This window comes from Bacillus cereus group sp. BfR-BA-01522, assembly GCF_022662635.1.
Lineage (GTDB): Bacteria > Bacillota > Bacilli > Bacillales > Bacillaceae_G > Bacillus_A > Bacillus_A cytotoxicus.
In genome coordinates this window covers 360,021-386,256 of sequence record NZ_JAKUDY010000002.1, presented here as the reverse complement: position 1 = coordinate 386,256, position 26,236 = coordinate 360,021, and the positions used below count along the sequence as shown (strand labels likewise).

Here is a 26,236-nt window from a genome sequence, read left to right as displayed (position 1 = left end):
TTATGCCGTTTTTTTCTTCTTCCATAAGATTGCACCAATTAAAATGAGAACCGCTAACATAACAATTGTACCACCTGGAGCTAAATCGAGTTGATAAGAAACTAACATTCCACCAATTACAGCAATTTCTCCAAATAAAACGGAGAAGAAAATCGTTTGCTTAAATCCTTTAGCAATTCGAATACTTGCTGCTACCGGTAAAGTCATTAAAGACGATACAAGAAGAACCCCAACAATTCGCATGGATACAGCAATAACAAGAGCAACTAAAATAATAAAAATAAAGTGGAGCCACTTTGCACGAAGTCCTGTTGACACAGCATATTCTTCATCAAATGATAATAAAAATAGCTCTTTATATAATAAAATAATCGTTGCTACAACCGCGATTGCTACAATGCCAATAATCATTAAATCTGCGCTTGTTACAGCACTTACACTACCAAATAAATAACTAAATAAATCTGTATTAAACCCATTAGCAAGCGAGATGAAAATAACCCCCATCCCCATCCCAGCTGACAGAATAATCGGGATTGCTAACTCTTGATAATGTTTATATACAGAGCGTAATTTTTCAATAAGCAATGCTCCGCCCATTGAAAAAAGCATCCCCATATATAATGGATTTAAAAATCCACCAGTAAATATCGTTTTTTCAAGCAACAAACTTGCAGCGATCCCCGACAATGTCACGTGACTTAATGCATCTGCAATAAGGGACAAACGGCGGATTACAACAAATACTCCTATAAGAGGCGCTATCAATCCTATTAAAATACCAGCGTATAATGAATTTCGTAAAAAATCATATTGTAAAAAATCCTGTATCATTGTACCCTCCCGTGATGCTCATGATCATGTTCTAATCGATGAACATGATACCCATATAAAATGGACATGTCTGCATCCTCTAACTCTCGGAATTTCTCTACCTTCCCATGAAAATGTAAACGCTGATTTAAACATGCAACGTGCGTCACTTTTTCTGTTACAGCTCCTATATCGTGTGTAACAAGAATAAGTGTAATACCTAACCTTTTATTTAAATCTTCTAATATTTCATAGAAACTTTCTACACTCTTTATGTCAACTCCCACAGTAGGCTCATCCAAAATGAGTAATTCTGGACTGCTTACAAGTGCACGAGCGATAAACACACGTTGCTGTTGACCTCCAGAAAGTTCTCCAATGTTACGATTTTGAAACTCACTCATTCCTACATCTGCAATTGCTTTTGCTACCTTTTCTTTATCCTCTTTCGTCAAAAAGCGGAATAAGCCTTTTTTCGACACAAGCCCCATAGAAACCACTTCAAACACAGTTGCTGGAAACCCAGAGTTAAAGCTGTTAGCCTTTTGTGAAACATAACCGATTTGATTCCATGCTTTAAATTTTCTACTATCAATGCCAAATAATCGAATATTTCCTTTCTTTAGCTTCAAAACACCTAATATACACTTTAACAACGTTGATTTACCAGATCCATTCGGTCCAACCAAACCTAAAAAAGCTCCCTTAGGAACTTGCAAATGAATGTCTTCTATCACATTTCGATCTTCATAGCGAAATGTCAAACCTTCTATTTCTAATATATTTTCCATATCATCTCACCTATTTTAATTCAGAATGATTCCGATTTATTTCTATTTGAATTATAGTACAGCTGATTATAGTTGTAAACCAATCTGCCTAAAATATATGATTTACTTTAGACAACCTTATTATTATAACAAAAAAACAGAGAATTTCTCTCTGCTTTTTGAACATACTTTTTTTAATGGATAGCTGATTTAAACTTACCACCATTTGTCTCTTGTGTACTCATAATTGTAACAAAGGCGTTTTCATCAATTTCATGAACAATTGATTTTAATTTTGTTACTTCAAGACGTGTCACAACGGCGTAAATCACTTCTTTTTCTTTATCGGTATAACCACCCTTAGCTATAAGCTTAGTTGTCCCGCGACCAAGACGGTGTAATATCGCATTTGATACTTCTTCATATTGATCAGAAACAATTAACACAGCCTTTGTTTCATCCAATCCTTGAATAACAGTATCAATTGTTTTGAAAGCAATATAGTAGGTCATAACAGAATACATTGCCTGCTCTACACCAAATACAAAGGCTGCCCAAGCAAAAATGAATAAGTTCACAAACATAACAAATTCCCCAACCGAGAATGGTAATTTTTTTGTTAATAAGATTCCCATAATTTCAGTTCCATCTAATGATCCACCATGACGAATAACGAGTCCTACACCAAGACCTAATATAAGGCCACCAAACACAGTTGCTAAAATAGGTTCTGTCGTAAATGGTTTGATAGTATGTAGTGTTGTTTCAATAAATGCTAACGCGACAATCGCAAAAGTTGAAGATAGCATAAATGTCTTTCCAATTTGCTTATAACCGGAGTACATAAATGGTATATTGAGGATAACAACTAAAGTAGAAAAACTTAGCCACCAAATGTTAGGGGTAAGGTAATCTAGTATGAGGGAAACACCAATAATTCCACCATCAATAATTTTATTTGGGATTAAAAATAGTTCAATTGCTACTGCTGCACACGCTGCTCCAAAGACAATCATAATTAAACGATACAAGAGATGGATAACACTTTCTTTTCGATGTTGTTTCTTTTCCATAAGCCCTCCTTATAATCTTTTTCTGGCGTTTCGTTCTTTTATTATAACATATTCTTCTTTTTCTAATAGAAAAAAAGAAGTGTCATACGAATATATACAGGCACTATACACATATATTTCGATAAACGAACACCTGAAGGAGGACTATCTCGTGAACCTCATCAAACAAATTGTGAACAAAAAAATAAATAACATGACACCAAAAGAATTATTGAAATATAGTAAAGAATATGAAATTCCTATTACAACTGAACAAGCAGATCAAATTGTTTTATTGATGAAAGGAAAAAATATTAATATTTATAATACAGATGAAAGGCTCGAACTCTTAAAAAAAATTGCGAAAGTAACCTCTCCTTCTACCGCCCAGCAAGTGAATACACTCTTTCAGAAATTATTAAAATAAGGAGGGGACCCCCTCCTTATTGTCCTTTAATCTTCTCAAGAAGCCCTTCATCAAATGTTCCGTTCTTTAACATTTCAATTTCAAATTTGTATGGTGGCTTTTTATCTTTCTTCTCTTCCCCTACATATGGCGTTTCAAGAATCTTTGGTATGTGCTCTAACTGCGGATGATGAACGATATCATGTAAAGCTTTATAACCAATATGACCAAAACCAATATTTTCATGACGGTCTTTTGCAGCTCCGCGAACATTTTTACTGTCATTAACGTGTAAAACTTGCAAGCGATCAATTCCAACAATTTTATCAAACTCATTTAAAACGCCATCAAAATCATTGGCAATATCATAACCTGCATCATGTGTATGACACGTATCAAAACATACAGATAGCTTTTCATTATATGTTACACCATCAATAATTCTCGCAATTTCCTCAAAGCTACGTCCGCATTCTGTACCTTTTCCAGCCATTGTTTCTAATGCAATATTTACTGTTTGTTCTGGCGTTAATACTTCATTCAAACCTTTTATAATTTGTGCAATCCCTGCATCTGCACCCGCCCCAACATGAGCTCCAGGATGCAGAACAATTTGTTTTGCTACTCCAAGCGCTTCTGTTCTTTCAATTTCCATGCGCAAGAAATCCACACCTAATTGGAATGTTTCAGGCTTTGTTGTATTTCCAATATTAATAATATATGGTGCATGGACAATAATTTCTTTAATTCCATGTTCTTCCATATGTTTACGGCCAGCTTCTATATTTAATTCTTCAATCGGCTTTCTTCTCGTATTTTGCGGTGCACCTGTGTAAATCATAAATGTCGTAGCACCATATGAAACTGCCTCTTCACTTGCAGCTAATAGCATTTTTTTCCCACTCATTGAAACATGAGATCCAATCTTCAACATATTATCACCTCTTCAATATACAATAGCTATAATAATAGCATAATTTGTAGAAATATGTAGCGAATTGCTTACTCAAAAAAATTCTTTGCAAATCCGACAATAAAAAAGATAAGGTTTCCCTTATCTTTTTTTACGACTATATTTTTTCTTTACCTTTTCACGTTCAGCTGCTAATTTTTTCTTATATCCAGGCTTTACTTTTTTCGGTTTTTTCACAACTTTCGTTGCCATAATATCCAACTCATTATTTGGTTTTTTACGGCTTTGACGTCGGTTGCGCTCCCCTAAATCTATCCATTCACCATTTCGCAATTCTACATGTTTAAACGTAATATTACGTTGTTTTTCCAAACTATCTATCGCTTCTTCATCACGCGCATCATATATCGTTACAGCAATACCAGAATACCCAGCGCGTGCTGTACGACCAACACGGTGAACAAAGAAGTCTAAGTCAGACGGAATTTCATAGTTAATAACATGACTAATTCCTTCTATATCAATACCACGTGCCGCTAAGTCTGTCGCAACAATGTATTGAAATTCCAAATCACGAATTTGTTTCATCATTTTTTTGCGGTCACGAGGTGATAGGTCACCATGAATACGTCCTACTTTTAATCCTCGCTCTGTTAATCCATTCGCAACTTCTTCTGCCATTTTTTTCGTATTTGTAAAAACAATTGCTAAGTACGGCTGAAATTGAAGCAACATATTCTTGACTATTTCAATTTTATTACGATGTCTCGATGGAACTAAATAATGTTCAATGTTTCCCGCAGCAACTTGCTTCGGATTAATATGAATATGCTCTGGATTCTCCATATATTTTTTCAGAAATGGTTTCAATTTTTGCGGAATCGTCGCAGAAAAAACGAGCATTTGCAAATTTTTCGGCATGCGCGCTGCAACTTTATCTACATCTTGAATAAATCCCATATCAAGCATTAAATCTGCTTCATCGACAATAATCGTTTCTGCTGTATGAACAAATAAAGCTTGCTCTTCTATTAAATCTTTAATACGACCTGGCGTTCCAACAACGATATGTGGCTGCTTTTTCAATTTTTCAATCGATCGCTGTTTATCTGTTCCCCCAATTAAGCAACGCGCTGTAATCATTTGTTCTTCCGTACAAAACTTCGTTAATTTAATAATTTCTTGATAAATTTGTTGTGCTAACTCACGCGTTGGCGCCGTAATCACAAGCTGCACTTCTTCACGTTTTGGATCAATTTGATTGATTGTCGGTAGTAAGTATGCATGTGTTTTTCCTGATCCTGTTTGGGATTGTCCAATTATACTTACTCCTTTTTTTACAACAGGGAATATTTTCTTTTGAATTTCTGTCGGCTCCGTAAAACGTAATTCACGAACTGCATCTATTAAAAACGGTTGAAAATTATACTGTGTAAATGTTTGTATTGTCACAGATTACACCTTCTTTCTCAAATTTCTACTGCGCGCACAAATCAGTCAAGTCTACATTATAACGAAATCTAATCGTAAAATCCATCTTTAGTTTTTGTTTCCAACTTAAAAACTAACCTTCTTACTTTCGATTGCATACTGTATGTGTATATACCTAATTGAAGAAAGGAGGATTTCTTTTATGTATCCGAAATCCCCTATACAACAAATGCATACAGGGCAACACCCCTATACACCATATCCAATCCCACATTTACCACAAATGATGCAAAAAAAGAAAGGACTGCTCTCTAAACTTTTTAAAAAACATGATCCGACTGAACCTTTTATGCAAATGATTCCTCCCTACCGGCAAATGGAAGGACAGCCAATAATGTACCAGCAATATCCACAAACGATGCAGCCACATTATAATCAGCCTTATATACATCAACCGTTAATCGCGCCACCCATGTATGACCAAAACGACATGCGCGGTGGTGAATCATTTGTTGCAACAAATACCAGTGGTGGAATTGGAAATTTCTTTTCTAATCTAATTTCTAATCCAACTAATATGTTAAATAACATTGAAAAAGTTGCTCAAGTCGCCCAATCTGTCGGGCCAGTTGTAGAGCAATACGGACCCATCGTTCGCAGTATACCGAGTATTGTGAAAATCCTTACTTCAGGGAAAGAGGACAGCGAGAATTCAAAAGAAGAAGTGAAAAAAAATAACGTACCTAAGACACCTTTAAAAAAGAAAAAAAGCAACGAAGTTACTCCAAAATCTACCAACGCTAAAGAATCACAAAAGGCAACCGCTTCTCCTTTACCAGCAAAACCAAAATTATATGTGTAACAATACTTTGTTTTCTGTCCACTCCTCCTTTATAATGAAAAGGACTATGTACAAAAGGATTCCTTGTTTAGAAGGAGAGGATTACTCACATGAAAATTATTAAAATTTCCCCTCGTGGTTATTGTTATGGCGTTGTAGATGCAATGGTTATTGCACGCAACGCTGCACTAGATAAATCATTACCAAGGCCTATCTATATTCTAGGCATGATTGTTCATAATAAGCATGTAACAGATGCATTTGAAGAAGATGGAATTATTACTTTAGATGGCCCAAGTCGCTTAGAAATTTTGGATCAAATCGATTCTGGTACGGTTATTTTCACTGCACATGGTGTTTCCCCAGAAGTAAAACAACGTGCCAAAGAAAAAGGATTAACAACAATTGATGCGACATGCCCAGATGTGACAAAAACACACGACTTAATTGAAGCAAAAAAATCAGAAGGTTACCATGTAATTTATATCGGAAAAAAAGGGCATCCAGAACCAGAAGGAGCAGTTGGCATTGCACCTGATATTGTTCATCTCATTGAAAAAGCAGATGATTTAAAAACATTAGAGATTCCTACAGATAAAATTTTAGTTACAAATCAAACGACAATGAGTCAATGGGATGTTCAGCATCTAATGGAAGATATCAAAAAAAAATTCCCAACAGCTGAATTCCATAAAGAAATCTGCTTAGCAACACAAGTTCGTCAAGAAGCCGTTGCAAAACAAGCTGATGTTGCCGATTTAACAATTGTTGTTGGCGATCCGAAAAGCAATAACTCCAATCGTCTCGCTCAAGTATCGCAAGAAATTGCCGGCACAAAAGCATATCGCGTCGCTGATGTAAGTGAAATTCAACTAGAATGGCTTCAAGGAGTAGAAGCTGTAGCAGTAACTGCTGGTGCTTCTACTCCAACTCCAATTACAAAAGAAGTCATTGCCTTTTTAGAACAATACGATCCAACAAATCCTGCTACGTGGGAAAGAAAACGAAACGTACCGCTTCAAAAAATTTTGCCGCGTGTAAAGGTAAAAAAACAATAAATAAAAAAATCCGTTGCTCACTACTCGCAACGGATTTTTTATCCTTTTAGCTAAAAAGACTCTCGCTTTATTATATAAAGATAAGCGCTAATTTATCCCGCTATTTTAAGGCAGCCCGATTGGTGAGGGCTCATAATCAGTGGGGGATGAAGAAAATCCCCACTGATTAAAGTTTCACTTTATACAAATGTAAATGGATCTGTATGTAGCTGAGATGCATGAATTTGTACAGCGAATTGTTTCGCCTCTACTTTTTGCTGTAGTTGTTTTTGAACACCTTGTTTCATTACCTTCTCTACATTATGTCCTGGGTCAACAACATTTAGCCCTAACATCATAGCATCGTGAGCAACATGATAATACAGATCACCAGTAACATAAACATCTGCGCCTTTAAATTTTGCCTGATTGATAAATTTATTCCCGTCACCACCAAGAACAGCTACTTTACGCACTTTATCATCAAGCCTTCCGACAACTCGTGCCCCTTGTATATCTAACGAACGCTTTACATGCTCAGCAAACTCCCCGAGGGTCATTTCTTTTTGTAAATATCCAATTTTACCAAGCCCTAGCGCTTCTCCTTTGTTATCTAGCGGATATATATCATAAGCAACTTCTTCATACGGATGTGCTGTTAACATCGCTTTAACAACCTTTCGTTCTAACGAAGCCGGGATAATCGTTTCAACTCTTATCTCTTCAACACGCTCTAACTGCCCAGTTCCGCCAATGTAAGGGTTTGTTCCCTCTTGAGGGATAAATGTACCTATACCTTGGCTACCAAACGTACAATGGCTGTAGTTACCGATATAACCCGCACCTGCGTCTCCTAATGCTTTTCGAATAGCATCTACATGTGTTACAGGAACAAATACAACTACTTTTTTCATTTCTTCTGTATATGTTGGAACGAGCACTTCAGTGTTTTGTAGTTCAAGCGCCTCAGCAAGTAAATCATTTACTCCACCTTTTGCAACATCAACATTTGTATGTGCTGCATACACAGCGATATCATGTTTGATACATTTTTCAATAATTTTCCCATACACCTTATCCGTATGAATTGCTTTTAAAGGATGAAAAATAAGAGGATGGTGTGTAATAATGATATTTGCTCCAATTTGAATCGCTTCTTCTACAACCTCTTCTGTTACATCTAGTGCAATTAAGACATGCTCCACTGGTTTATTAAGAGCTCCAATTTGCAGACCAATCTTATCCCCTTCCATCGCTAGATGCTTCGGATACATGCTTTCAAATAAAGAAATTACTTCATGCCCATTTGGAATTTTGCTCATGATAATACATCTCCTACCATTTTCATTTTCTCCATTACTTCATTTCGTTTCGCTTTTGTATCTTCCGATTCTGTCGCACGTTCTAATTGCTTTAAGATATTTTGAAAATTTTTCAATTCACATTCCCATTTTTCAATGAAAACATCACTTTTTTCTTTCATTAAAAATGGTCCGATCAATAATTCAGCTTGCTTACGGTCTGAGTAAGGCGCTAACGGATTTCCTCTTTCCCCCACTAAAATTTCATAAATCTTACCATCCTCTTTTACAATCTTTTCACGAATCAGTTCCCAATCATTTTCAATAAACCATTCACGAATATGATGTGCTGCAATATTCGGTTGTAATATGAGACGCGTTACCCCATTTAATTTTTCTTTTCCGCTTTCTAAAATATCACGAATTAACGCTCCACCCATACCAGCAATTGTAATGACATCCACTTCTCCTGGTGAAATAACAGCTAATCCATTTCCTTTGCGAACATCAATCTTTCCCTGCAAGCCATTCTCAGCTACCGTTGCCTGCGCAGAACGAAACGGTCCATCTACTACTTCCCCTGCCACTGCTTTTGTCGCAATATGATTTACAATTGCATAGCACGGTAAATAAGCATGATCTGATCCGATATCCGCTACCGTAGACCCTGCTGGAATCTCTCGCACTACCTCTTCTAATCTTTTTGAAAGTTTGACTTCATTCATGTATTTCCATTGCTCCTTCTCTTGTCAATCTGTTTCTATGATAATGAATGAACAAGTATTATTGCAAGTAAGCAACAATCATTCAATCCCTTTATCTTTCTTTAATCGTATTTTAGAAAGAAAAGAAAAACAAGCCCCTTACTTTAAAAGTAAGGGGCTTGTTTTTCTTTATTTTTTCTTCGATAACCAATCTGCTACTTTGGAAGCTTGATCTGCTGGAATTAAATTAGGCGGCATATTTCCTTTTCCTTTTACAATCACTTCTTTAATTTCATCTTTAGAAAGTTTCCCGCCAATTTTTTGCAGTTCAGGTCCTACTGCACCTTGTAACTGATCCCCATGGCAGCTCGTACAGTTTTGTTTTACAATGTCTTCAGGCTTTGATGCTGTTTGGGTTTGCTTTCCTCCATTTTTAGCATCCGCTAGCTCTTTAGACTTATGTAACCCTTGAAATGAAAATACGAACATCACGATAATACCTAGTGCTGCAATAAGAGCGAATGGAATCAACGGATTACGTTTCATCTATTTTCTCCCCCCTCTATACCCCCTAATAATTAGATGATTCAGTTATTTCTATTGTACTTGAAAACGCTCTATCAGAAAAGGCGAAATTATCAGTTGTTGAAAATATTCCATAAATTCAGTTTATTAATCTTCTTATTTCTATCCTATATTTTTTTGATAAATATCTATGTTTCTCATCATATTTTTTGTTTTTCTACATATATTTTTGTATAAAATACACAAAATTAATCGAAAAATCGAAAAATGAGCATTTGCAAATCAAAAGACAATTCTGTAAAATATATTACAAGTATTGTAATCGGTACTTACAGCTAAATTTTAACAAAACTTAACAAAATAAAAAAGTTTACTTCACAAAGGTGAAGTAAACTTATATAAGAACTACTCTAAGAAATCTTTTAACCGTTTGCTACGGCTTGGATGTCTTAATTTACGAAGTGCTTTTGCTTCAATTTGACGAATACGCTCTCTTGTTACGCCGAATACTTTTCCGACTTCTTCAAGCGTACGAGTTCGTCCATCATCCAAACCAAAACGAAGACGAAGAACATTTTCTTCACGATCTGTTAGCGTATCTAACACATCTTCTAATTGTTCTTTCAGCAATTCATATGCTGCATGATCCGCAGGTGATGTTGCTTCTTGGTCTTCGATAAAATCGCCTAAGTGTGAGTCATCCTCTTCACCAATCGGTGTTTCAAGAGAAACTGGCTCCTGAGCAATCTTTAAGATTTCGCGTACTTTTTCTGGAGCAAGATCCATTTCTTCACCAATCTCTTCCGGAGTTGGTTCACGACCTAAATCTTGTAATAATTGACGTTGTACACGAATTAATTTATTGATTGTTTCAACCATATGAACCGGAATACGAATGGTTCTTGCTTGGTCTGCAATCGCACGTGTAATCGCTTGACGAATCCACCATGTTGCATACGTACTAAATTTAAATCCTTTGCGGTAGTCGAACTTTTCAACCGCTTTAATTAGACCCATATTCCCTTCTTGAATAAGGTCTAAGAAAAGCATACCGCGGCCAACGTATCTTTTTGCAATACTTACAACAAGACGTAAGTTTGCTTCTGCAAGACGGCGTTTTGCTTCTTCATCGCCTTCTTCAATACGAGTCGCCAATTGAATTTCTTCTTCAGCAGATAATAAATCAACACGACCAATTTCTTTTAAATACATGCGAACAGGGTCATTGATTTTCACACCTGGTGGTACACTTAAATCGTTTAGATCGAATTCTTCTTCCGTTTTTGTGATTTGATGATTATTTGGGCCTTCATCATTATCACCAACTAAATCAATCCCTTGTTCACCTAAATATTCATAATATTCATCCATTTGTTCGGATTCAATTTCAAATCCGTTCATGCGTTCTGCAATCTCTTCGTATGTAAGAACGCCACGTTTTTTTCCGAGCTCAGTGAGTTGTTCTTTCACTTGCTCAAGGGTCATTTCAGTTTCAATTTGTTTAGAACGAGCTGGTTTATCAGCCATTTGTTCCCCTCCTTACGCGAGATACAAACATTCATTATACTAAAATTTTATGCAAAAAGCTATCTTCTTGCTTTTTGATTTTGCAAATACGCTGCGTAAAATTTAGCAGCTTCTAGCGGATCAGCTTTTTCCATTTGCTTTACTGTAAAGATGGTTTCCATCTTTTTCAACTTTTCCTTATGGCGCTTTAACGCTTCCAAGTGTCCTTCCAGTATTTCATCTGTATATTCTGGATTGATAAACTCATCTGTCGAAATATTGGTAACGATATTTTTCAACTTTTCATCAGATAGCCAGTTTAAAAAATTTCCGACTGAAGGTTCATTTCCCTTTTCATAATATGCATATAGTTCATATAAAATCCCTTTATGTTCTTCCGTATGAAAATCTTCTATATGAGGCTCTATACGCACTGCTACTTCGGCACTTTGCAACATATGGTAAATCAGTTCCCTCTCTGCCCTTTCGAAGCCGGATCGTTTCGGCTTCGTTTGAACAATTTGAGATGGCTTCGAAATTTGCTTCGCTTGTTTTTGCTGTATCTTTTGTTCTTTGCGATATTGGTGCAATTGACTTAAAAGTGTTTCCATGGAATATGCAAATTCTTGTGATAACGATTTTAAATAGGACTCTGCCTGCATCGCATCTTGCAATAATGATAATTCTTTTAAAACACTTTTCACATATTCTTCTTTACCAGACTCATCTTGCAAATTTTTTCCTAAACGCAAATAATTTATTTTAAATCCAACAAAACTTATACTTGATTTAACGAGATTTTCAAAAGCCTTTGTTCCATATTGTTGCACATATTCATCAGGATCTAATTTCTCTGGCAATACAGTAACTTTAACTTGACAACCAACTTGAGTTAAGAGTTGCCCCGCTTTCATTGTCGCTTCTTGTCCAGCCTTATCACCATCATAGCAAAGAACAACAGTTTCAACATTACGTCGCAGAAGTTTCGCCTGTTCTTCCGTTAAAGCTGTTCCCATTGTTGCAACAGCTTCTTCAACCCCGCTTTTTACAGCAGCTAGAACATCAGCATAACCTTCAAAAAGGACGACCTGCCCACGCTTTCTAATAAACGGCCTTGCCTGATGGAAATTGTACAGCAACTTGCTCTTATGAAAGATAGGTGTTTCTGGGCTATTTAAATATTTAGGAGTATCATCCCCAAGCGCCCTTCCACTAAATGCTGCCACTTTTCCTTGTAGTGTATGAATCGGAAACATTACTCTACCACGGAATCGGTCGTAATGACTACCATCCTTTTCACTTCTTACAAGGAGGCCCGCTTGCTCCATGGTCATTAGCGAAAAACCTCTTTTTTGTAATATTTTCGCCGCTGCATCCCAATCCGGTGATGCATAACCAATTTCAAACTTCTCAATCATTTCCTTCGTAATACCACGATTTAATAAATAAGAAAGAGCTTCATTCCCCTCTTCTGTATTTACCAACAAATGATGATAATACTTTTTTAAGAGTTCGTGAGCCTGTAACATAATGACATTGTCATCAGATATATTGTCTTGCTGTTCTTTTCCTGATGTATAATCTGCGACTGCTATATGATTTCTTTCTCCAAGTTTCTGTACAGCTTCTGTGAAAGAAAGGCCTTCCATCTTCATGAGAAAGGAAAAAACATTTCCACCTTCCCCACATCCAAAGCAATGGAAAATTTGCTTATCTGATGAAACAGAAAAGGAGGGAGAATTCTCACCATGAAATGGACAAAGTCCAAAATAATTACGCCCTTGCTTTCTTAGCTGAACATACTCACCAATTACTTCTACAATATCAGATGATGTCCGAATCTGTTCAACAACTTCTTCGGGAATTCTGTTCCCCATAACTCCATCTCCGTGTCGTATTTTGTATTCGATACAAATTAAAGGATTCCTTTATAATTCGACAATATTTTTTCTAAACTTGTTAAAAAAGACTGTCGATCCTGCTTTGAAAATGACTTTGGCCCCTTTGTATAGGTCCCTTGTCTGCGTAATTTAGCAGACACATATCTACTATATAAAATTGTATCCATTTGCTCATCTGTCACAAATTTCCCTCGCGGAGATAAGACATATACTCCTTTTTTCACAAGAAGACCAGCAAGTCCCATATCTTGTGTGATCACGAGATCTGTAGCTTTCGCATGCTTATAAATATAAAAATCAACTTCATCTTGCTCAGAATCTACATAGATCCAATTTCCTTGCTGTTTTCTTGAACGATGGGCATAGGATGCGACAAACAAAATTTCGACATGAAATTTCGTTCCGATTTGTACAATTTCATCCTTTACGGGACATGCATCTGCATCAACTAGAATCTTACTGATGTTTTGCATATTTCTGTATTCTACATCCCTTCAGTGAATCCTTCTACAAAGTACGTTTTCTTGTTTAGATTTTTGTCGATTTTACGTAAATGTACATCTTTTTTCGTAAATCCTATCCCTAGTTTATTCTGAAAAATTAAAGTCTAAACGTAAAATATAGGTTTTTTATCACAATTTTTTATTATAATATATTTCTTTCTACTTCGCTACATATCCTTTGAAATTTCTCTAACCATTACATTTCTATAAATATTTCGCTCTGAACCAAATTGGTCTTTGAGCTAAAAAAACACATTCACCTTTGGTAAATGTGCTAAAACATTCTTTGGTTTTGCACCGCATTCACAATAATATTTGCCGTTTCTTCAATCGCTTTGTTAGACACATCAATCACTTGACAATTTATTTTATTGATCACTTTCTCAAAATGGTCAATTTCTTCTTTAATACGGTTAATATTCGCATATGTTGCCCCATCACTTAGTCCTAGTGATTTCAGGCGCTCTTTCCGAATATGATTTAATTTTTCTGGATTAATTTTCAAACCAAAGCACTTTTCCTTTGAAACTTGATACAATTCTTCAGGCGGGTCAACCTCAGGAACAAGTGGTACGTTCGCAACCTTTAATCGCTTATTATGAGCTAAATATTGTGAAAGTGGAGTCTTTGATGTACGAGAAACACCAATTAAAACAATATCAGCTTTCAAAATACCACGCGCATCTCGCCCATCATCATATTTAACCGCAAACTCAATTGCTTCAATCTTTTTAAAATATTCTTCATCCAGTTTTCTAACAATCCCTGGCTCATATCTTGGCACTTGCCTTGTAATTTCTGCAATTTGGTCAATAAGAGGCCCGATAATATCATATGCTTCTACGCCTTCTTTTGCCGCTTCTGTTAACAAATATTGACGCATATCAGGCTTCACGAGTGTAAAACAAATCAGCGCTCGATTACTCTTTGCGATTGATATCACTTCTTTTAATGTTCCTGTATCTTCTACATACGGTACACGTCTAATATCAGGAGCGAAAGGAAATTGTCCCATTGCCGCTCGAACAACTAAATCAGCAGTCTCTCCGACTGAGTCAGATACGACATATACGATTTTATTATCCATTACATTACCTCACTTTAAACAAATTACACTTATTCATTATTTACTAAATTCACAAACGCACGCGTAATATTCGTTTTTGTAATTCGTCCAACAACTTCTAATCCTTGCTTTGTTTCTTTTACAACGGGTATAGCATCAATCTGTCTTTCTATTAATTCCATTGCAACGTCATATAAAGAATCCTCTTTATGACACATCGCAATGTTCGGCATCCTTGTCATAATAATATTAACCGGAAGGGAAGTTAAATCCTGCTTTCCTAAACTTGCTCGCAATAAATCCTTACGGGAAACGACGCCAACTAAAAGCGTAGTTTGATCCACGACAAACAAAGTACCAACGTCCTCTAGAAACATTGTACAAATTGCATCGTATACGGAAACATTTTTATCAATGACAACCGGTCTAGATTGATAATCTTGTACTTTAATTTTTTTAACAGCTTCTGATAATAACTGACCACCAGTTTTTCCTGTATAAAAATAACCGACGCGCGGACGCGCTTCTAAATAACCCGCCATCGTTAAAATTGCCAAATCTGGTCTTAACGTTGCGCGCGTTAAATTTAACTGTGCAGCGATGGACTCTCCTGTAATAGGACCGTGATCTTTTACAATCTGAATGATATGTTCTTGCCGTTTATTCAGTTCTATGATAATCACCACCTTTAATACAAAACAAAAAAGTTATACTATCTCTTAAATATTATATACTAAATATGCTATTTGAAAAAGAAAGCATGTAAAAAGGACCTTCATATGGTCCTCATTATATTTGAAATTTATCAAGTTGTTCAAGAAAACGTCTTGATTTCAAATATATGCCACAATATTCATCATAATATGTATTCAATACGGTACGAATTTGTCGCTTCGTTTCATCTTTTACTGATACATTACCAAGCCGACCTAAGTCAAAGTGATAAAAGAGACGTAATAACTTATGAACCGCCTCACCAACTGGAATGCGATACGGATCTTGTTCTGCGTGACGAAAGCACAGAAAACCGCCTTCTCTTACAGAGAAGGCGACAAAGTCTGTTTCTTGGTGACAAATCGCACATGTATCAAAGTATGGATGCATCCCTAATACCGGAAGCATTTTCGTTTGATAAATAAGAGATAATACTTCAGGATCAACACCATCACACATATAGTGAAGTGTCTGATATAACATTTCAAATAAATACGGATTGTTCTTTTTATCTTCCGTGGCTTTATCTGTCAATTCCACGATAAACGATGCATAAGCAGTTAAAAAAATATCTTCTCGAATTTCTTTCATCGATGAAATCATTTCACCTTGTTGCAAAGTTCCGAGACCAGATCCCATTTGAATTAGGAAATGACCATGCGTCATGAGTTGCGAAATAGATGCTAACCTACTTTTTGGTTTTTTCGCTCCTCTTGCCATTACACTTATTTTTCCAAATTCACGAGAAAATATAGTAACAATCTTGTTCGTTTCTCCGTAATCTGTTGTTCGGATAACAATGCCCTCAACTTTTTGAAACATGTTCGTCACCATCCAAGGATTGAACAAAACGGGTCAAGAAATTGGAGAATCTAGATGTGCTAGCTCCTCTTCATGTTGATCCATCTCATCATTTAGATCTTTTTCCATTTCTTTTAAAAGTAAGTACGTTTCAATACTTCCTGTTTTGGAGAAAACCTTCCAGGTAAAATCCAGCATAAGAATCCACCTTTCTAAGTAAGCATAGCATGTAAACCAATTTCTTTTGTTGTTATTAAAATGACCCATTTTGTCCATTTTCATGTGAGAAAAAATTTTCCTAATTTCTATTAATATTCATCTTCACGGAAACCTAAATCACGAAGTTGGGACATTTTATTACGCCAATCTTTTTGTACTTTTACCCATACTTCTAAAAACACTTTAGAACCAAGAAGGGCTTCAATATCAAAACGAGCTCGCTTCCCAATTTCTTTCAACATTTTTCCTTGCTTTCCAATAATAATTCCTTTTTGAGAAGGACGTTCCACGATGATTGTTGCATTTACATAAACCGCTCCACCTTCACGCTTTTGAATCGCATCAATCGCAACTGCTACTGAATGAGGTACTTCCTCACGTGTTAAATGAAGCACTTTCTCACGGATTAATTCAGCAATAATAAATCGTTCCGGATGATCTGTTACTTGATTTTCTGGATAGTACTGTGGCCCTTCTGGTAAGTATTTTTTAATCGCCCCAATTAACGCTTCCACATTATTACCTTCCAAAGCAGAAATCGGCACAATTTCTGCAAACTCGTACAAGTTACGATATTGATCAATCAATTCTAATAATTTTTCTGGATGAACTTGATCGATTTTATTAATTACTAAAAATACTGGTTGCCTCGTTTCCTTCAATTTTTCAATAATGTATTCTTCACCACGACCAAAGCCTTCCGCCGCATTGACCATAAAGAGTACAATATCAACTTCTTTCAATGTCGTTTGCGCCATTTTCACCATAAAATCGCCTAATTTATGTTTTGGCTTATGTATTCCAGGCGTATCGATAAAAATCACTTGCGCATCATTTTCTGTATATACACCTTGTACTTTATTACGAGTTGTTTGTGGCTTATCACTCATAATAGCAATTTTTTGACCGATAATTCGATTTAAAAATGTAGATTTTCCAACATTTGGTCTCCCTATAATAGAGACAAAACCTGACTTATAACCTTTGTTATTCATGTAAATCCTCCGCTAAAAATGCTACTGGCAACAACTTTCTAACTGTCGTCTTCCCAGTGTCACCATGTAAATTTGATAAATATATTTTATGTTCTGTTTACATAATTCTATCATAACTTGACGGCACACTCCACAAAGAGGTACGAAACGTTTCCTATCCACTACAACGACTATAGCTAAAAGCGCCGTATCTCCACACTTTACATTCCGCGTAATAACATAACTACAGGATGCATTTTCCCATCACATCTATGGTATACTTTTTCCACCCTTATCTGTAACGCTATCCCTACTTGGACTTTGAATAGGATCCATATTCCTTATCCCTTTTATGGCCACCTGAATAAATCATCAACTGATGAAAAACTCAATACCACTCAAGTACAAGAAAATCTTTGGAATGCAACTATACCACATAAGGTAAAAAGATAATAGCACCAATTATGACCGCTATAATAGTAAATAATAAAACGGCACCAGCTGCAACATCTTTTGCAATTTTTGCAAGGGGTTTAAAATCCTCTGTTACTAAATCAACCGTTTTTTCAATCGCTGTATTTACCATCTCCAAACTCATTACAGCCCCTATTACAACAAGTAATATGAGCCATTCTACTCTTGTTACATGGAAATAAAGGCCGCAGCATATAACAATAACTGCGGCCAAACAATGAATTTTCATATTTCGTTCATGACGAAGACAAAAACATATACCAGCTATAGCATACGTAAAACTCTTTATAAGTTTTCCTTTTTTCATCTTCTTAATCCAAATGCCCCTAAAATTTCTTTTTGCTTTCCAAACATCTCTTTTTCATCTTCTTCAGTCATATGATCATAACCAAGCAAGTGTAAAAATCCATGTAACGCTAAAAATCCTAATTCACGGTCAAAAGAATGGCCATATTCTTCAGCCTGTTCTTTTGTTCTCGGAATAGAAATAATAAGATCTCCTAGCATACGAGGCATATCAGCACCTATGATTTCGACCTCACCCTCTCCCATATCTTCAAGAGCAAAAGAAATCACGTCCGTAGGCTGATCTTTTCCGCGATAATCACGATTTATTTCTCGAATCCGTTCATTATCAACGAAAGTAACAGACAGTTCCGTCCCATCTTCCACTCCTTCCATTTGTGCAGCCTTTTCTAACAGCTCACGAATCATATTCACATATTCTTCTTTCACTTCTTCTGTTTCATCAAAAAAATCAATTACTAAACTCATTCTTTCACCTTTTCTTCCAGTGGTTCCGGATATTTAATACGAGAATGGAAAATCCCATTCAATGTTTCACATAAAGTTTTTCCTACTATCTGTAGTTCTTTAAAAGTAAGTTCACAGTCGCTAAATTGTCCATCTTGTAGGCGATCTTTAATAATATTTTTCACTAAATTATTAATCTGCTCCGGCGTTGGATGGTTCATGGAACGCACCGCCGCCTCTACACTATCTGCAATTCCAACAATCGCAGATTCTTTCGATGTCGCCTTTGAACCCGGATAACGGAACATATCTTCTGTATATTTATCTTTATCTTCTTTAATAGCCTTATAATAAAAATACTTTAATAGCGTAGTCCCATGGTGCTGCGCTGCAATATCAATAATTTCTTGCGGAATACGATGTTCTTCTAACATCTTTACCCCATCGGTAACATGGGCAATAATAATATCCCTGCTCGTTTCTGGATCTAATTTATCGTGCGGATTCTCAATCCCCATTTGATTCTCAATAAAGAAATGAGGCTGTACTGTTTTTCCAATATCATGATAATATGCGCCAACACGTGCTAACACACCATTCGCTCCTATGGCCTCACATGCCGCTTCTGAAAGGTTCGCAACCATCACACTATGATGATATGTTCCTGGCGCTTCTAACAAAATTTTGCGAAGAAGCGGATGATTAGGGCTTGAAAGTTCTACAAGCTTCATACTTGATACAATTCCAAGACCGCTTTCTAAATATGGTAAAATCCCCATAGCTAAAATGGAGGAAATAATCCCGGAAGCTGCTGCCATCAATAATTGTGAGCCAATTTCAAACGATGAGAAATTCCCATTCCGCAATAGCAATAAAGCCGCTAACACAATAACATTTAAAATAGACACAAGAATACCTGCTTGCAAAATCATAGAACGACGATTTTTCTCTCTCAAAAAGACACTTACAGATAACGAGCTTAATAAGAAATAAACCCCAACATTATAATTTAACGTGCTCGTTACACCTTCATTAAATAAAATACTTCCACATATAGAGAAAATCATACTCGTTAGAAAGACAAAGCGATCGCCAATCATCAATTTTACTAATATTGATCCCATCGCAACCGGAACAACAAAGGCAATCCCGGCATACTCCAACTTTTGGAACAAACTAATTACTTTCATCAACACAACTGTAATTGCGATGATTGTTGTATATGCCAACATATATGGTTTTTCTTCTCTTTTCAACTTTAAAAACACTTCAAATTGCTTATGCATAAAGAATAAGAGTACACCGATCACAATTGCTAATCCTACAAATGGCTGAAAGGTATTACTTTGTTCGAGAAGCCCAACTAATTTTAGTTGTTCATATATATCTCTAGTAATTGTGTCACCCTCTTTTACAAGCACTTGACCTTGTAATATGTAGACAGGTGCGACCTCATCTTCCGCCTTTTTTTTACGCTCTTTTGTAGCATTCGAATCATAAAAGTAATTCGCTTCTATTGCATACTTTCCAAGCGCATTTAAAGCTTCTTTTAAATCGCTATTAACATTAATATTTTTGATTTCTTCCACAAAGCGATTTCTCGCTGCATCTTCTTCATTCATTTTAATATGTGAACTCATTATATTATTAACAGCTGTTATAACCGGATATTTCGCTGCTTCTAATTGGTCTGGATCAGCATTAATAAATTGTAACAACACTGCATCAGATAAACTTTTCGTTAAATCTATAGGTAACTTCTTCTTCAGTTTCTCCAGCCTGTCTGCGGGCGTAACCTTTTTTTGTTCATCAGGGCCTACCGCTTTTGTTTCCGCATCTACTTCTTTAATTGCATCAAACACCGAGTTCACAATATCAATTTTATTTTGCTTGTACTCACTTTTATACGTATATTGATCATCGACTTTTTGAGCGGCCTCTCTTTTCTTCTTATCTGTTGTTATCTTATCTTCGATGTTGATAGGAGAATGGATTGTTTGATTAGAAATAGAGAGCATTTTAACATCTAGTTGTTCTGGTTTCACATTGTTGATTAGTGCAAAAAACAACACGGCTCCTAATAAAATATAAGAAACCCAGCTTAGCTTTTTCGAATGTTGTATATTTCGAAACCACTTAGAAATTTCTCGAGACTTTGACATGATTTCAATACCTTCTCCTCTCCAGACATACAGTAAAACGAATTTCAGTGGAGCGTTCCTTCTTTCAGCTAAAAGTTAACTCACATAAATAAACTACACACTTTAAGGTGTTCCTCCTTGAATTTCACTACGCACTTATCCTGTATTTATATTTACTACCCTTTCATGATATTAAAAAATACGCAATTCGCCAACCTTTCCATTCCCCATTCATTATTAAGTCATATTCATTTGGTCTTTACAAGCAGCTCTTACAATGAATAAAAAGAAATGATCCCGGCCAATAGGATCATTCCATTTTATCATACGCCTCAATAATTCGTTGTACAAGTGGATGTCTTACAACATCTGTTTGTTCTAGTCTAACAAAGGAAAGTCCCGATACATTAGATAATACTTTTTCTGCAATCGAAAGTCCTGACTTAACCCCTTTTGGTAAGTCAATTTGAGTAGGATCACCTGTAACAACCATTTTCGAACTGAAGCCTAGGCGAGTTAAAAACATTTTGATTTGAGCACCAGTTGTATTTTGTGCCTCATCTAAAATAACAAAGGAATCATCCAGCGTTCTTCCTCTCATATATGCAAGAGGTGCAATCTCAATTGTACCTCTTTCCATCATACGCTGCGTATATTCTTGTCCAAGAATATCATGGAGCGCATCATATAAAGGACGTAAATAAGGGTCTACTTTTTCTTTTAAGTCCCCTGGTAAAAACCCTAAACTTTCTCCAGCTTCTACTGCTGGTCTTGTTAAAATAATCTTTTTCACATAACCGTGTTTTAACGCTCGCACGGCCATTACCACAGCCAAATACGTTTTCCCTGTACCAGCTGGTCCGATTCCAAAAACGATATCATTCTTTTTCATCGCATGAATATACTGCCTTTGCCCCATCGTTTTTACACGTATAGACTTACCTTTTGCTGTTTTAAAAATTTCCTCTTCATATAACTCTTCAAAATGAGCAATTTTTCCTTGGCGACCAAGTTGAATTGCATATAGAACATCCCGTTCAGTAATTGATACACCTTTACGAATAACAGTTAGTAATTGCTGTAAAATATTTTCAACAAGCGCCACTGCTTCATCTGTTCCAGATACACGAACAGATTCTCCTCTAGTTACAATCGATACAGAAAGCTCTTGTTCAATTACTTTCAAATTCGCATCATTCACTCCAAACAGAGCGATTGCTTCATTGTGATTTTCTACTTGTTGATTCATCTCTACTAATTGTTCTGTCATACTCAGTCTCCTTGAATATCGGATTCAGATATAGGTTGTGGCTCTGCGATATTTTCAATCACTGTATAATGTAATGCTACTTTTAGTTGTTCGCCTTCAACCTTTTTATGCAAAATCTTATCACTTACAATCATAGCATGTTCATCCAATTTTTTCTTTAATTCTTTTTCTGCCATTTCTTTCGCAACTTTAAGCGCTTCCCTTTCCGTATATTCACGGTTAGCCTCTTCCTCTTCGCGCACAATTTCTTTTTCATAAGAAATCGGTAATGTAAAACCGAGTAATTTCACATCATGTTTTATATTTTCATTTTGGGACTTTCTATACTTATCATGCTGAAATCCCCATATTTTTATTTTAGCACTTCCTAATCGAAGAAAATGCTCATTATATGAATTTCCTGTATATACTTGAAAAGTGGTTTTCAGCGGAACTGTTACATTAGATTCATACCATGTTTCTCCATAAACAATCCCTTTTGCGGAAACAATTGTGGGATTTTCTTCATTCCCAAATATGCCCGAAACAAGCAACTGTCCTTTTTTTACATAATCATTTTTCATTACAACTGGCTTCCCCACCTCTACAAAGGTTCTCGTAATAATCGCTCCCTTTTTCGCTACCAAGTTTTGCGGTTGTCGCTCCTTCTCCTTTTTCGGCTCATTTTTTTCAACTATTTTAAAATGATATGTTGTTCCTTGCACATCAAGACCAGCCCATGTAATCGCATTAATTTTATCCGTCAAGTGCCGCTGAATTTCTTCCACACTTGGCATTTGGAATTGCAATCTTCCTTTCTTGATACCCATTTTGTCCAATTCTTTCATAAGTATATATTCTGTTTCTGGTTTAGCTCCCGTAACTTCAATTTTCCATACCATATTTGATAAGGCGATCATACCGAAAAAAAAGACAAGAAATCCAATTAAAAACCCACTATTTTTAATCAGTCGCTTATTCCAAAACGGAGCGCCATAGCGCCCTATAAAATATAGTTTGCATTCATGTTTACGATAAATTTCCCTTATTTTTTTTATATCTCGCAACAGCATACAAAAGACTAATGTTTCATCAGCAATTTTCTTTACATCCCAAACAACTAAATTCCTGCGTACACACTCATTAACAAACCGCTCAACTCCTCTTCCTTCAATGCGTACTTTGACATACCCAAGCCATTTCGTAAACCATTGATTTTTCATTGTCTGCCCCCCACTATCTTTCTCAAAAGCAGAGCTTCTCTCTACTTTTTATGGCTCGTACAACATACAGTGAAATATGAATCAGTGAGCGTATCTAATCTCACTGATTACAAATTTCCCCTCTGTTTTACTTCTCTAAAACGTTACATAAAGAAGAGAACTTTCATGATAGGACTTTCTCTTTATTTTTCTTTCTTTTCATTTTCTAAAAATGTTACTTGTTCAATTACACCTTCAAGTAGAAGTTCTTCTGGGAGGATTGTTTTGATGACAAACGACTGTCCTTTAATTAATAATTGACCGTTTTTTAATAACAGCCTTACTTCTTTATCAGAAAAAACTAATAATCCTCGGTGATTTTCTATATAAATATGCACTTGCCCAACAAGAGTAATACGAGGCAGATCCATTAGTACATCCACTGGTAGGTCTATTTGCTTTGTGAGCCAATTTTTCATTTGTTCCAGCTTCTTCATCTCCAAGACCCCCCTCTCATCCCATATGTATGAAAAAAGGGCTTGTAATATCACGTCCAAACAAAAAAAAGCATAAAAAAACGTCTCATTTCTCATGAGACGTTTTTTTATGCTAATAGCTGTGCAACCAGCTTATTCACTTGCGATCCGTCTGCTTTCCCTTTTACTTTTGGCATAACAGCACTCATCACTTTACCCATATCCGCTTTCGATGTTGCACCAACTTCTGAGATAACTTGCTTAATTACATCAGCTAGTTCTTCTTCTGTTAGCTGTTTCGGCAAATATGTGCTTAAAATCTGAATTTCACTTTGCAGTTTATCAACAAGGTCATCTCGACCTGCTTTTTTAAATTCAAGGAGGGAGTCCTTACGCTGTTTTACTTCACGAGTTAAAACTGTTAATTCCTCTTCTTCAGTAAGAGTCTGTTGCAGCTTAATACCTTCATTTTGCAAAGCAGCCTTAACCATACGAATGACGGTTAATTGTTCTTTTTGTTTATTCTTCATCGCTTGTTTCATATCACCGTTTAAACGATCGAGAAGACTCATAACTTACACCCTCTCTTAGAATTTACGCTTTCTTGCCGCTTCAGATTTCTTCTTACGTTTTACACTTGGTTTTTCATAAAACTCGCGTTTTCTTGCTTCAGCAAGTGTACCAGTTTTAGAAACCGATCTTTTAAAACGGCGAAGTGCATCCTCCAAAGACTCGTTTTTACGAACGATTGTTTTTGACATTATCTTTCCCTCCCTCCGAAACATCACACTTACATACTAACTTCAGCATGCAAAAAGAAACACTTCTTCAGCATGTCTTTTACGATTATAATACATTTTGTCACTTTAGGTCAACTATTTAGCGGAATAAAAGAAAAGCAGATCATTTTTTGACCAAAAACTCCATTCAGTCGTTTCTTATTTTCCAATCACTTGATCCCAGCGCACCTTAAAGTAACGAAAACAAAATTATGAACTTTTGTATGTTATTCTCATACATTCCATTATGTTTTCAATCCTTATCATAGCAAGTTTGAAAACATAACCATAAAAAAAGCATGCAAACCTTTTTGTTTGCATGCTTTTTCATTATGCGCTTGCAGATTCTTTTTTCATATCATCTTCGAGAACGCGAACAAATTGCCCTTCATTATATGGATAACCAGCTTTTGTAATTTTCACTTTTACTAGTTTCCCAATTAATTCTTCTGACCCTTCAAATACAACCTTTAAGTAATTATCTGTATATCCTACATATAACCCTTCACGGTCACCTTCTTTGAATGGTTCTTCCGGAATAATTTCCAGAACTTCTCCTTCAAACTGAGAAGCATATTCTTTCGCTAATTGATTTGATAATTCAATTAAACGATGAACACGCTCATTTTTCACTTCTTCAGGAATTTGATCTTCCATGCGTGCCGCAGGTGTTCCAGTACGCTTAGAATATGGGAAAACGTGCAGTTCAGAGAAACGGTTTTCTTTAATAAAGTTATATGTTTCCATGAACTCTTCTTCTGTTTCACCCGGGAAACCAACGATTACATCCGATGTAATCGCAAGGCCTGGCAACGCCTCTTTTAAGCGATTTAAACGCTCTTGGAAAAATTCCATTGTATATTTACGACGCATACGTTTTAATACAGTGTTAGAGCCAGATTGAAGTGGAATGTGTAAATGGCGTACAACTACTTTAGATTTATCTAATACTTCAATAACCTCATCAGAAATTTGACTCGCTTCAATAGAAGAAATACGAAGACGCTTCAATCCCTTTACCTCTGCTTCCATGTCACGAAGTAATCCTGCTAAGTTATAGTCTTTCATGTCTTCACCGTATCCACCTGTATGAATACCAGTTAGAACAATTTCTTTATATCCTGCATCCACTAATTGTTGCGCTTGCTTAATGACTTCTTTTCCATCACGAGAACGCATTAAACCGCGTGCCCAAGGAATAATACAGAACGTACAAAAGTTATTGCAACCTTCCTGGATTTTTAAAGATGCGCGTGTACGATCAGTAAAGTATGGTACATCCAATTCTTCATATACACGTGTTTTCATAATGTTACGTACAGCATTAATTGGTTGCCGCTCTTGACGATACTGTTCAATATAATCTAGCATTTTTTCGCGATCTTGAGTACCAACAACGATATCTACACCTGGGATTGCCATAATTTCTGCAGGAGAAGTTTGTGCATAACAACCCGTTACACAAATAACAGCATCCGGATTATGTCTTACTGCACGACGAATCACTTGACGGCTTTTTTTATCACCTGTATTTGTTACAGTACATGTATTAACAACATATACATCTGCTGTTTTTTCAAAATCTACTCTTTCATAACCACTTTGTTTAAACAATTGCCAAATCGCTTCTGTTTCGTAGTGGTTTACTTTACAACCTAACGTATGGAACGCAACAGTTGCCATTG

General features: G+C 36.0%; 28 protein-coding genes and 1 pseudogene. 3 read left to right on the top strand and 26 right to left on the bottom strand.

Annotated elements, in window-relative coordinates:
- From MR059_RS04580 to MR059_RS04570, 3 genes are all read right to left on the bottom strand, one after another.
- On the bottom strand, window positions 1-834 hold the full coding sequence (locus MR059_RS04580; RefSeq protein ID WP_012095472.1) for a metal ABC transporter permease: 834 nt from the start codon (window positions 832-834) through the stop codon (window positions 1-3).
- Window positions 831-1,604: a metal ABC transporter ATP-binding protein gene (locus MR059_RS04575; RefSeq protein ID WP_012095473.1), complete on the bottom strand. Its 774-nt coding sequence runs from the start codon at window positions 1,602-1,604 to the stop codon at window positions 831-833. Before MR059_RS04575 ends, MR059_RS04580 begins: the two co-directional genes overlap by 4 nt.
- 173 nt (window positions 1,605-1,777) lie before the next feature.
- Entirely contained in the window at window positions 1,778-2,656 is an 879-nt protein-coding gene (locus MR059_RS04570) for a YitT family protein (RefSeq protein WP_012095474.1), read from the bottom strand.
- A 151-nt stretch (window positions 2,657-2,807) separates the two neighbouring features.
- Between MR059_RS04570 and MR059_RS04565 the strand changes: the two genes are divergently transcribed.
- The gene (locus MR059_RS04565; protein WP_041810026.1) at window positions 2,808-3,062 is read left to right on the top strand and encodes a DUF2624 domain-containing protein; all 255 of its coding nucleotides are present in this window, start codon (window positions 2,808-2,810) and stop codon (window positions 3,060-3,062) included.
- Between the two features lie 16 nt (window positions 3,063-3,078).
- Here the strand turns inward: MR059_RS04565 and MR059_RS04560 are convergent, their stop codons facing one another.
- Together MR059_RS04560 and MR059_RS04555 are read right to left on the bottom strand one after the other, a co-directional pair.
- Window positions 3,079-3,975 carry a deoxyribonuclease IV gene (locus tag MR059_RS04560; RefSeq protein WP_012095476.1) on the bottom strand — a complete coding sequence of 299 codons (897 nt, stop codon included), beginning with the start codon at window positions 3,973-3,975 and terminating at the stop codon, window positions 3,079-3,081.
- A 120-nt stretch (window positions 3,976-4,095) separates the two neighbouring features.
- On the bottom strand, window positions 4,096-5,406 hold the full coding sequence (locus MR059_RS04555; protein WP_012095477.1) for a DEAD/DEAH box helicase: 1,311 nt from the start codon (window positions 5,404-5,406) through the stop codon (window positions 4,096-4,098).
- Between the two features lie 181 nt (window positions 5,407-5,587).
- Here MR059_RS04555 and vrrA point away from each other — a divergent pair, with 181 nt between their 5' ends.
- Window positions 5,588-6,247, top strand: a complete 660-nt coding sequence (vrrA, locus tag MR059_RS04550; protein ID WP_012095478.1) for a VrrA/YqfQ family protein — start codon at window positions 5,588-5,590, stop codon at window positions 6,245-6,247.
- An 89-nt stretch (window positions 6,248-6,336) separates the two neighbouring features.
- Window positions 6,337-7,284 carry a 4-hydroxy-3-methylbut-2-enyl diphosphate reductase gene (locus tag MR059_RS04545; RefSeq protein ID WP_012095479.1) on the top strand — a complete coding sequence of 316 codons (948 nt, stop codon included), beginning with the start codon at window positions 6,337-6,339 and terminating at the stop codon, window positions 7,282-7,284.
- A gap of 179 nt (window positions 7,285-7,463) precedes the next feature.
- Here MR059_RS04545 and MR059_RS04540 read toward each other — a convergent pair whose 3' ends face one another.
- The 21 genes and pseudogenes from MR059_RS04540 to mtaB all read right to left on the bottom strand — a co-directional run bounded on the left by MR059_RS04540 (window position 7,464) and on the right by mtaB (window position 26,234).
- A complete protein-coding gene (locus tag MR059_RS04540) occupies window positions 7,464-8,585 on the bottom strand; it encodes a Nif3-like dinuclear metal center hexameric protein (RefSeq protein ID WP_210351776.1) in 1,122 nt (373 codons plus the stop codon).
- Entirely contained in the window at window positions 8,582-9,289 is a 708-nt protein-coding gene (locus tag MR059_RS04535) for a tRNA (adenine(22)-N(1))-methyltransferase (protein ID WP_012095481.1), read from the bottom strand. Before MR059_RS04535 ends, MR059_RS04540 begins: the two co-directional genes overlap by 4 nt.
- A 168-nt stretch (window positions 9,290-9,457) precedes the next feature.
- On the bottom strand, window positions 9,458-9,814 hold the full coding sequence (cccA, locus tag MR059_RS04530) for a cytochrome c550 (protein WP_012095482.1): 357 nt from the start codon (window positions 9,812-9,814) through the stop codon (window positions 9,458-9,460).
- A 384-nt stretch (window positions 9,815-10,198) separates the two neighbouring features.
- Window positions 10,199-11,320 carry an RNA polymerase sigma factor RpoD gene (rpoD, locus tag MR059_RS04525; RefSeq protein WP_012095483.1) on the bottom strand — a complete coding sequence of 374 codons (1,122 nt, stop codon included), beginning with the start codon at window positions 11,318-11,320 and terminating at the stop codon, window positions 10,199-10,201.
- Window positions 11,321-11,379: 59 nt separating this feature from the next.
- Complete coding sequence (dnaG, locus tag MR059_RS04520) at window positions 11,380-13,176, bottom strand: DNA primase (RefSeq protein ID WP_012095484.1); 1,797 nt, start codon at window positions 13,174-13,176, stop codon at window positions 11,380-11,382.
- Between the two features lie 38 nt (window positions 13,177-13,214).
- Window positions 13,215-13,673: a YaiI/YqxD family protein gene (locus MR059_RS04515; protein WP_012095485.1), complete on the bottom strand. Its 459-nt coding sequence runs from the start codon at window positions 13,671-13,673 to the stop codon at window positions 13,215-13,217.
- Between the two features lie 304 nt (window positions 13,674-13,977).
- A complete protein-coding gene (locus MR059_RS04510; RefSeq protein ID WP_012095486.1) occupies window positions 13,978-14,790 on the bottom strand; it encodes a pyruvate, water dikinase regulatory protein in 813 nt (270 codons plus the stop codon).
- Between the two features lie 29 nt (window positions 14,791-14,819).
- Window positions 14,820-15,452 carry a transcriptional regulator CcpN gene (locus MR059_RS04505; protein ID WP_087095438.1) on the bottom strand — a complete coding sequence of 211 codons (633 nt, stop codon included), beginning with the start codon at window positions 15,450-15,452 and terminating at the stop codon, window positions 14,820-14,822.
- A gap of 106 nt (window positions 15,453-15,558) precedes the next feature.
- Window positions 15,559-16,305: a DNA repair protein RecO gene (gene recO, locus MR059_RS04500; protein ID WP_012095488.1), complete on the bottom strand. Its 747-nt coding sequence runs from the start codon at window positions 16,303-16,305 to the stop codon at window positions 15,559-15,561.
- Window positions 16,306-16,338: 33 nt separating this feature from the next.
- Window positions 16,339-16,482, bottom strand: a complete 144-nt coding sequence (locus MR059_RS04495; protein WP_012095489.1) for a YqzL family protein — start codon at window positions 16,480-16,482, stop codon at window positions 16,339-16,341.
- A 110-nt stretch (window positions 16,483-16,592) separates the two neighbouring features.
- Window positions 16,593-17,498 carry a GTPase Era gene (era, locus tag MR059_RS04490; RefSeq protein WP_012095490.1) on the bottom strand — a complete coding sequence of 302 codons (906 nt, stop codon included), beginning with the start codon at window positions 17,496-17,498 and terminating at the stop codon, window positions 16,593-16,595.
- Window positions 17,491-17,675: pseudogene (locus tag MR059_RS22165) on the bottom strand (cytidine/deoxycytidylate deaminase family protein); the annotation flags it as partial. The pseudogene MR059_RS22165 and the gene era, both read right to left, overlap by 8 nt.
- 229 nt (window positions 17,676-17,904) lie before the next feature.
- Window positions 17,905-18,258, bottom strand: a complete 354-nt coding sequence (locus MR059_RS04480) for a diacylglycerol kinase family protein (RefSeq protein WP_012095491.1) — start codon at window positions 18,256-18,258, stop codon at window positions 17,905-17,907.
- The gene (gene ybeY / locus MR059_RS04475; protein WP_012095492.1) at window positions 18,255-18,725 is read right to left on the bottom strand and encodes an rRNA maturation RNase YbeY; all 471 of its coding nucleotides are present in this window, start codon (window positions 18,723-18,725) and stop codon (window positions 18,255-18,257) included. Before ybeY ends, MR059_RS04480 begins: the two co-directional genes overlap by 4 nt.
- On the bottom strand, window positions 18,722-20,866 hold the full coding sequence (locus tag MR059_RS04470; RefSeq protein ID WP_012095493.1) for an HD family phosphohydrolase: 2,145 nt from the start codon (window positions 20,864-20,866) through the stop codon (window positions 18,722-18,724). Before MR059_RS04470 ends, ybeY begins: the two co-directional genes overlap by 4 nt.
- Window positions 20,867-21,155: 289 nt before the next feature.
- Window positions 21,156-22,115 carry a PhoH family protein gene (locus tag MR059_RS04465; protein ID WP_012095494.1) on the bottom strand — a complete coding sequence of 320 codons (960 nt, stop codon included), beginning with the start codon at window positions 22,113-22,115 and terminating at the stop codon, window positions 21,156-21,158.
- 2 nt (window positions 22,116-22,117) lie between these two features.
- Window positions 22,118-23,317, bottom strand: coding sequence for a sporulation protein YqfD (gene yqfD, locus MR059_RS04460; RefSeq protein WP_012095495.1), 1,200 nt, complete (start codon window positions 23,315-23,317; stop codon window positions 22,118-22,120).
- A gap of 182 nt (window positions 23,318-23,499) precedes the next feature.
- On the bottom strand, window positions 23,500-23,793 hold the full coding sequence (yqfC, locus tag MR059_RS04455; RefSeq protein WP_012095496.1) for a sporulation protein YqfC: 294 nt from the start codon (window positions 23,791-23,793) through the stop codon (window positions 23,500-23,502).
- A 107-nt stretch (window positions 23,794-23,900) separates the two neighbouring features.
- Window positions 23,901-24,344: a GatB/YqeY domain-containing protein gene (locus MR059_RS04450; protein ID WP_012095497.1), complete on the bottom strand. Its 444-nt coding sequence runs from the start codon at window positions 24,342-24,344 to the stop codon at window positions 23,901-23,903.
- Window positions 24,345-24,359: 15 nt separating this feature from the next.
- Entirely contained in the window at window positions 24,360-24,533 is a 174-nt protein-coding gene (gene rpsU, locus MR059_RS04445; RefSeq protein WP_012095498.1) for a 30S ribosomal protein S21, read from the bottom strand.
- A 348-nt stretch (window positions 24,534-24,881) separates the two neighbouring features.
- Window positions 24,882-26,234 (bottom strand): tRNA (N(6)-L-threonylcarbamoyladenosine(37)-C(2))-methylthiotransferase MtaB, encoded by a 1,353-nt coding sequence (gene mtaB / locus MR059_RS04440; protein ID WP_012095499.1) that lies wholly within the window; start codon window positions 26,232-26,234, stop codon window positions 24,882-24,884.
- Window positions 26,235-26,236: the final 2 nt, after the last annotated feature.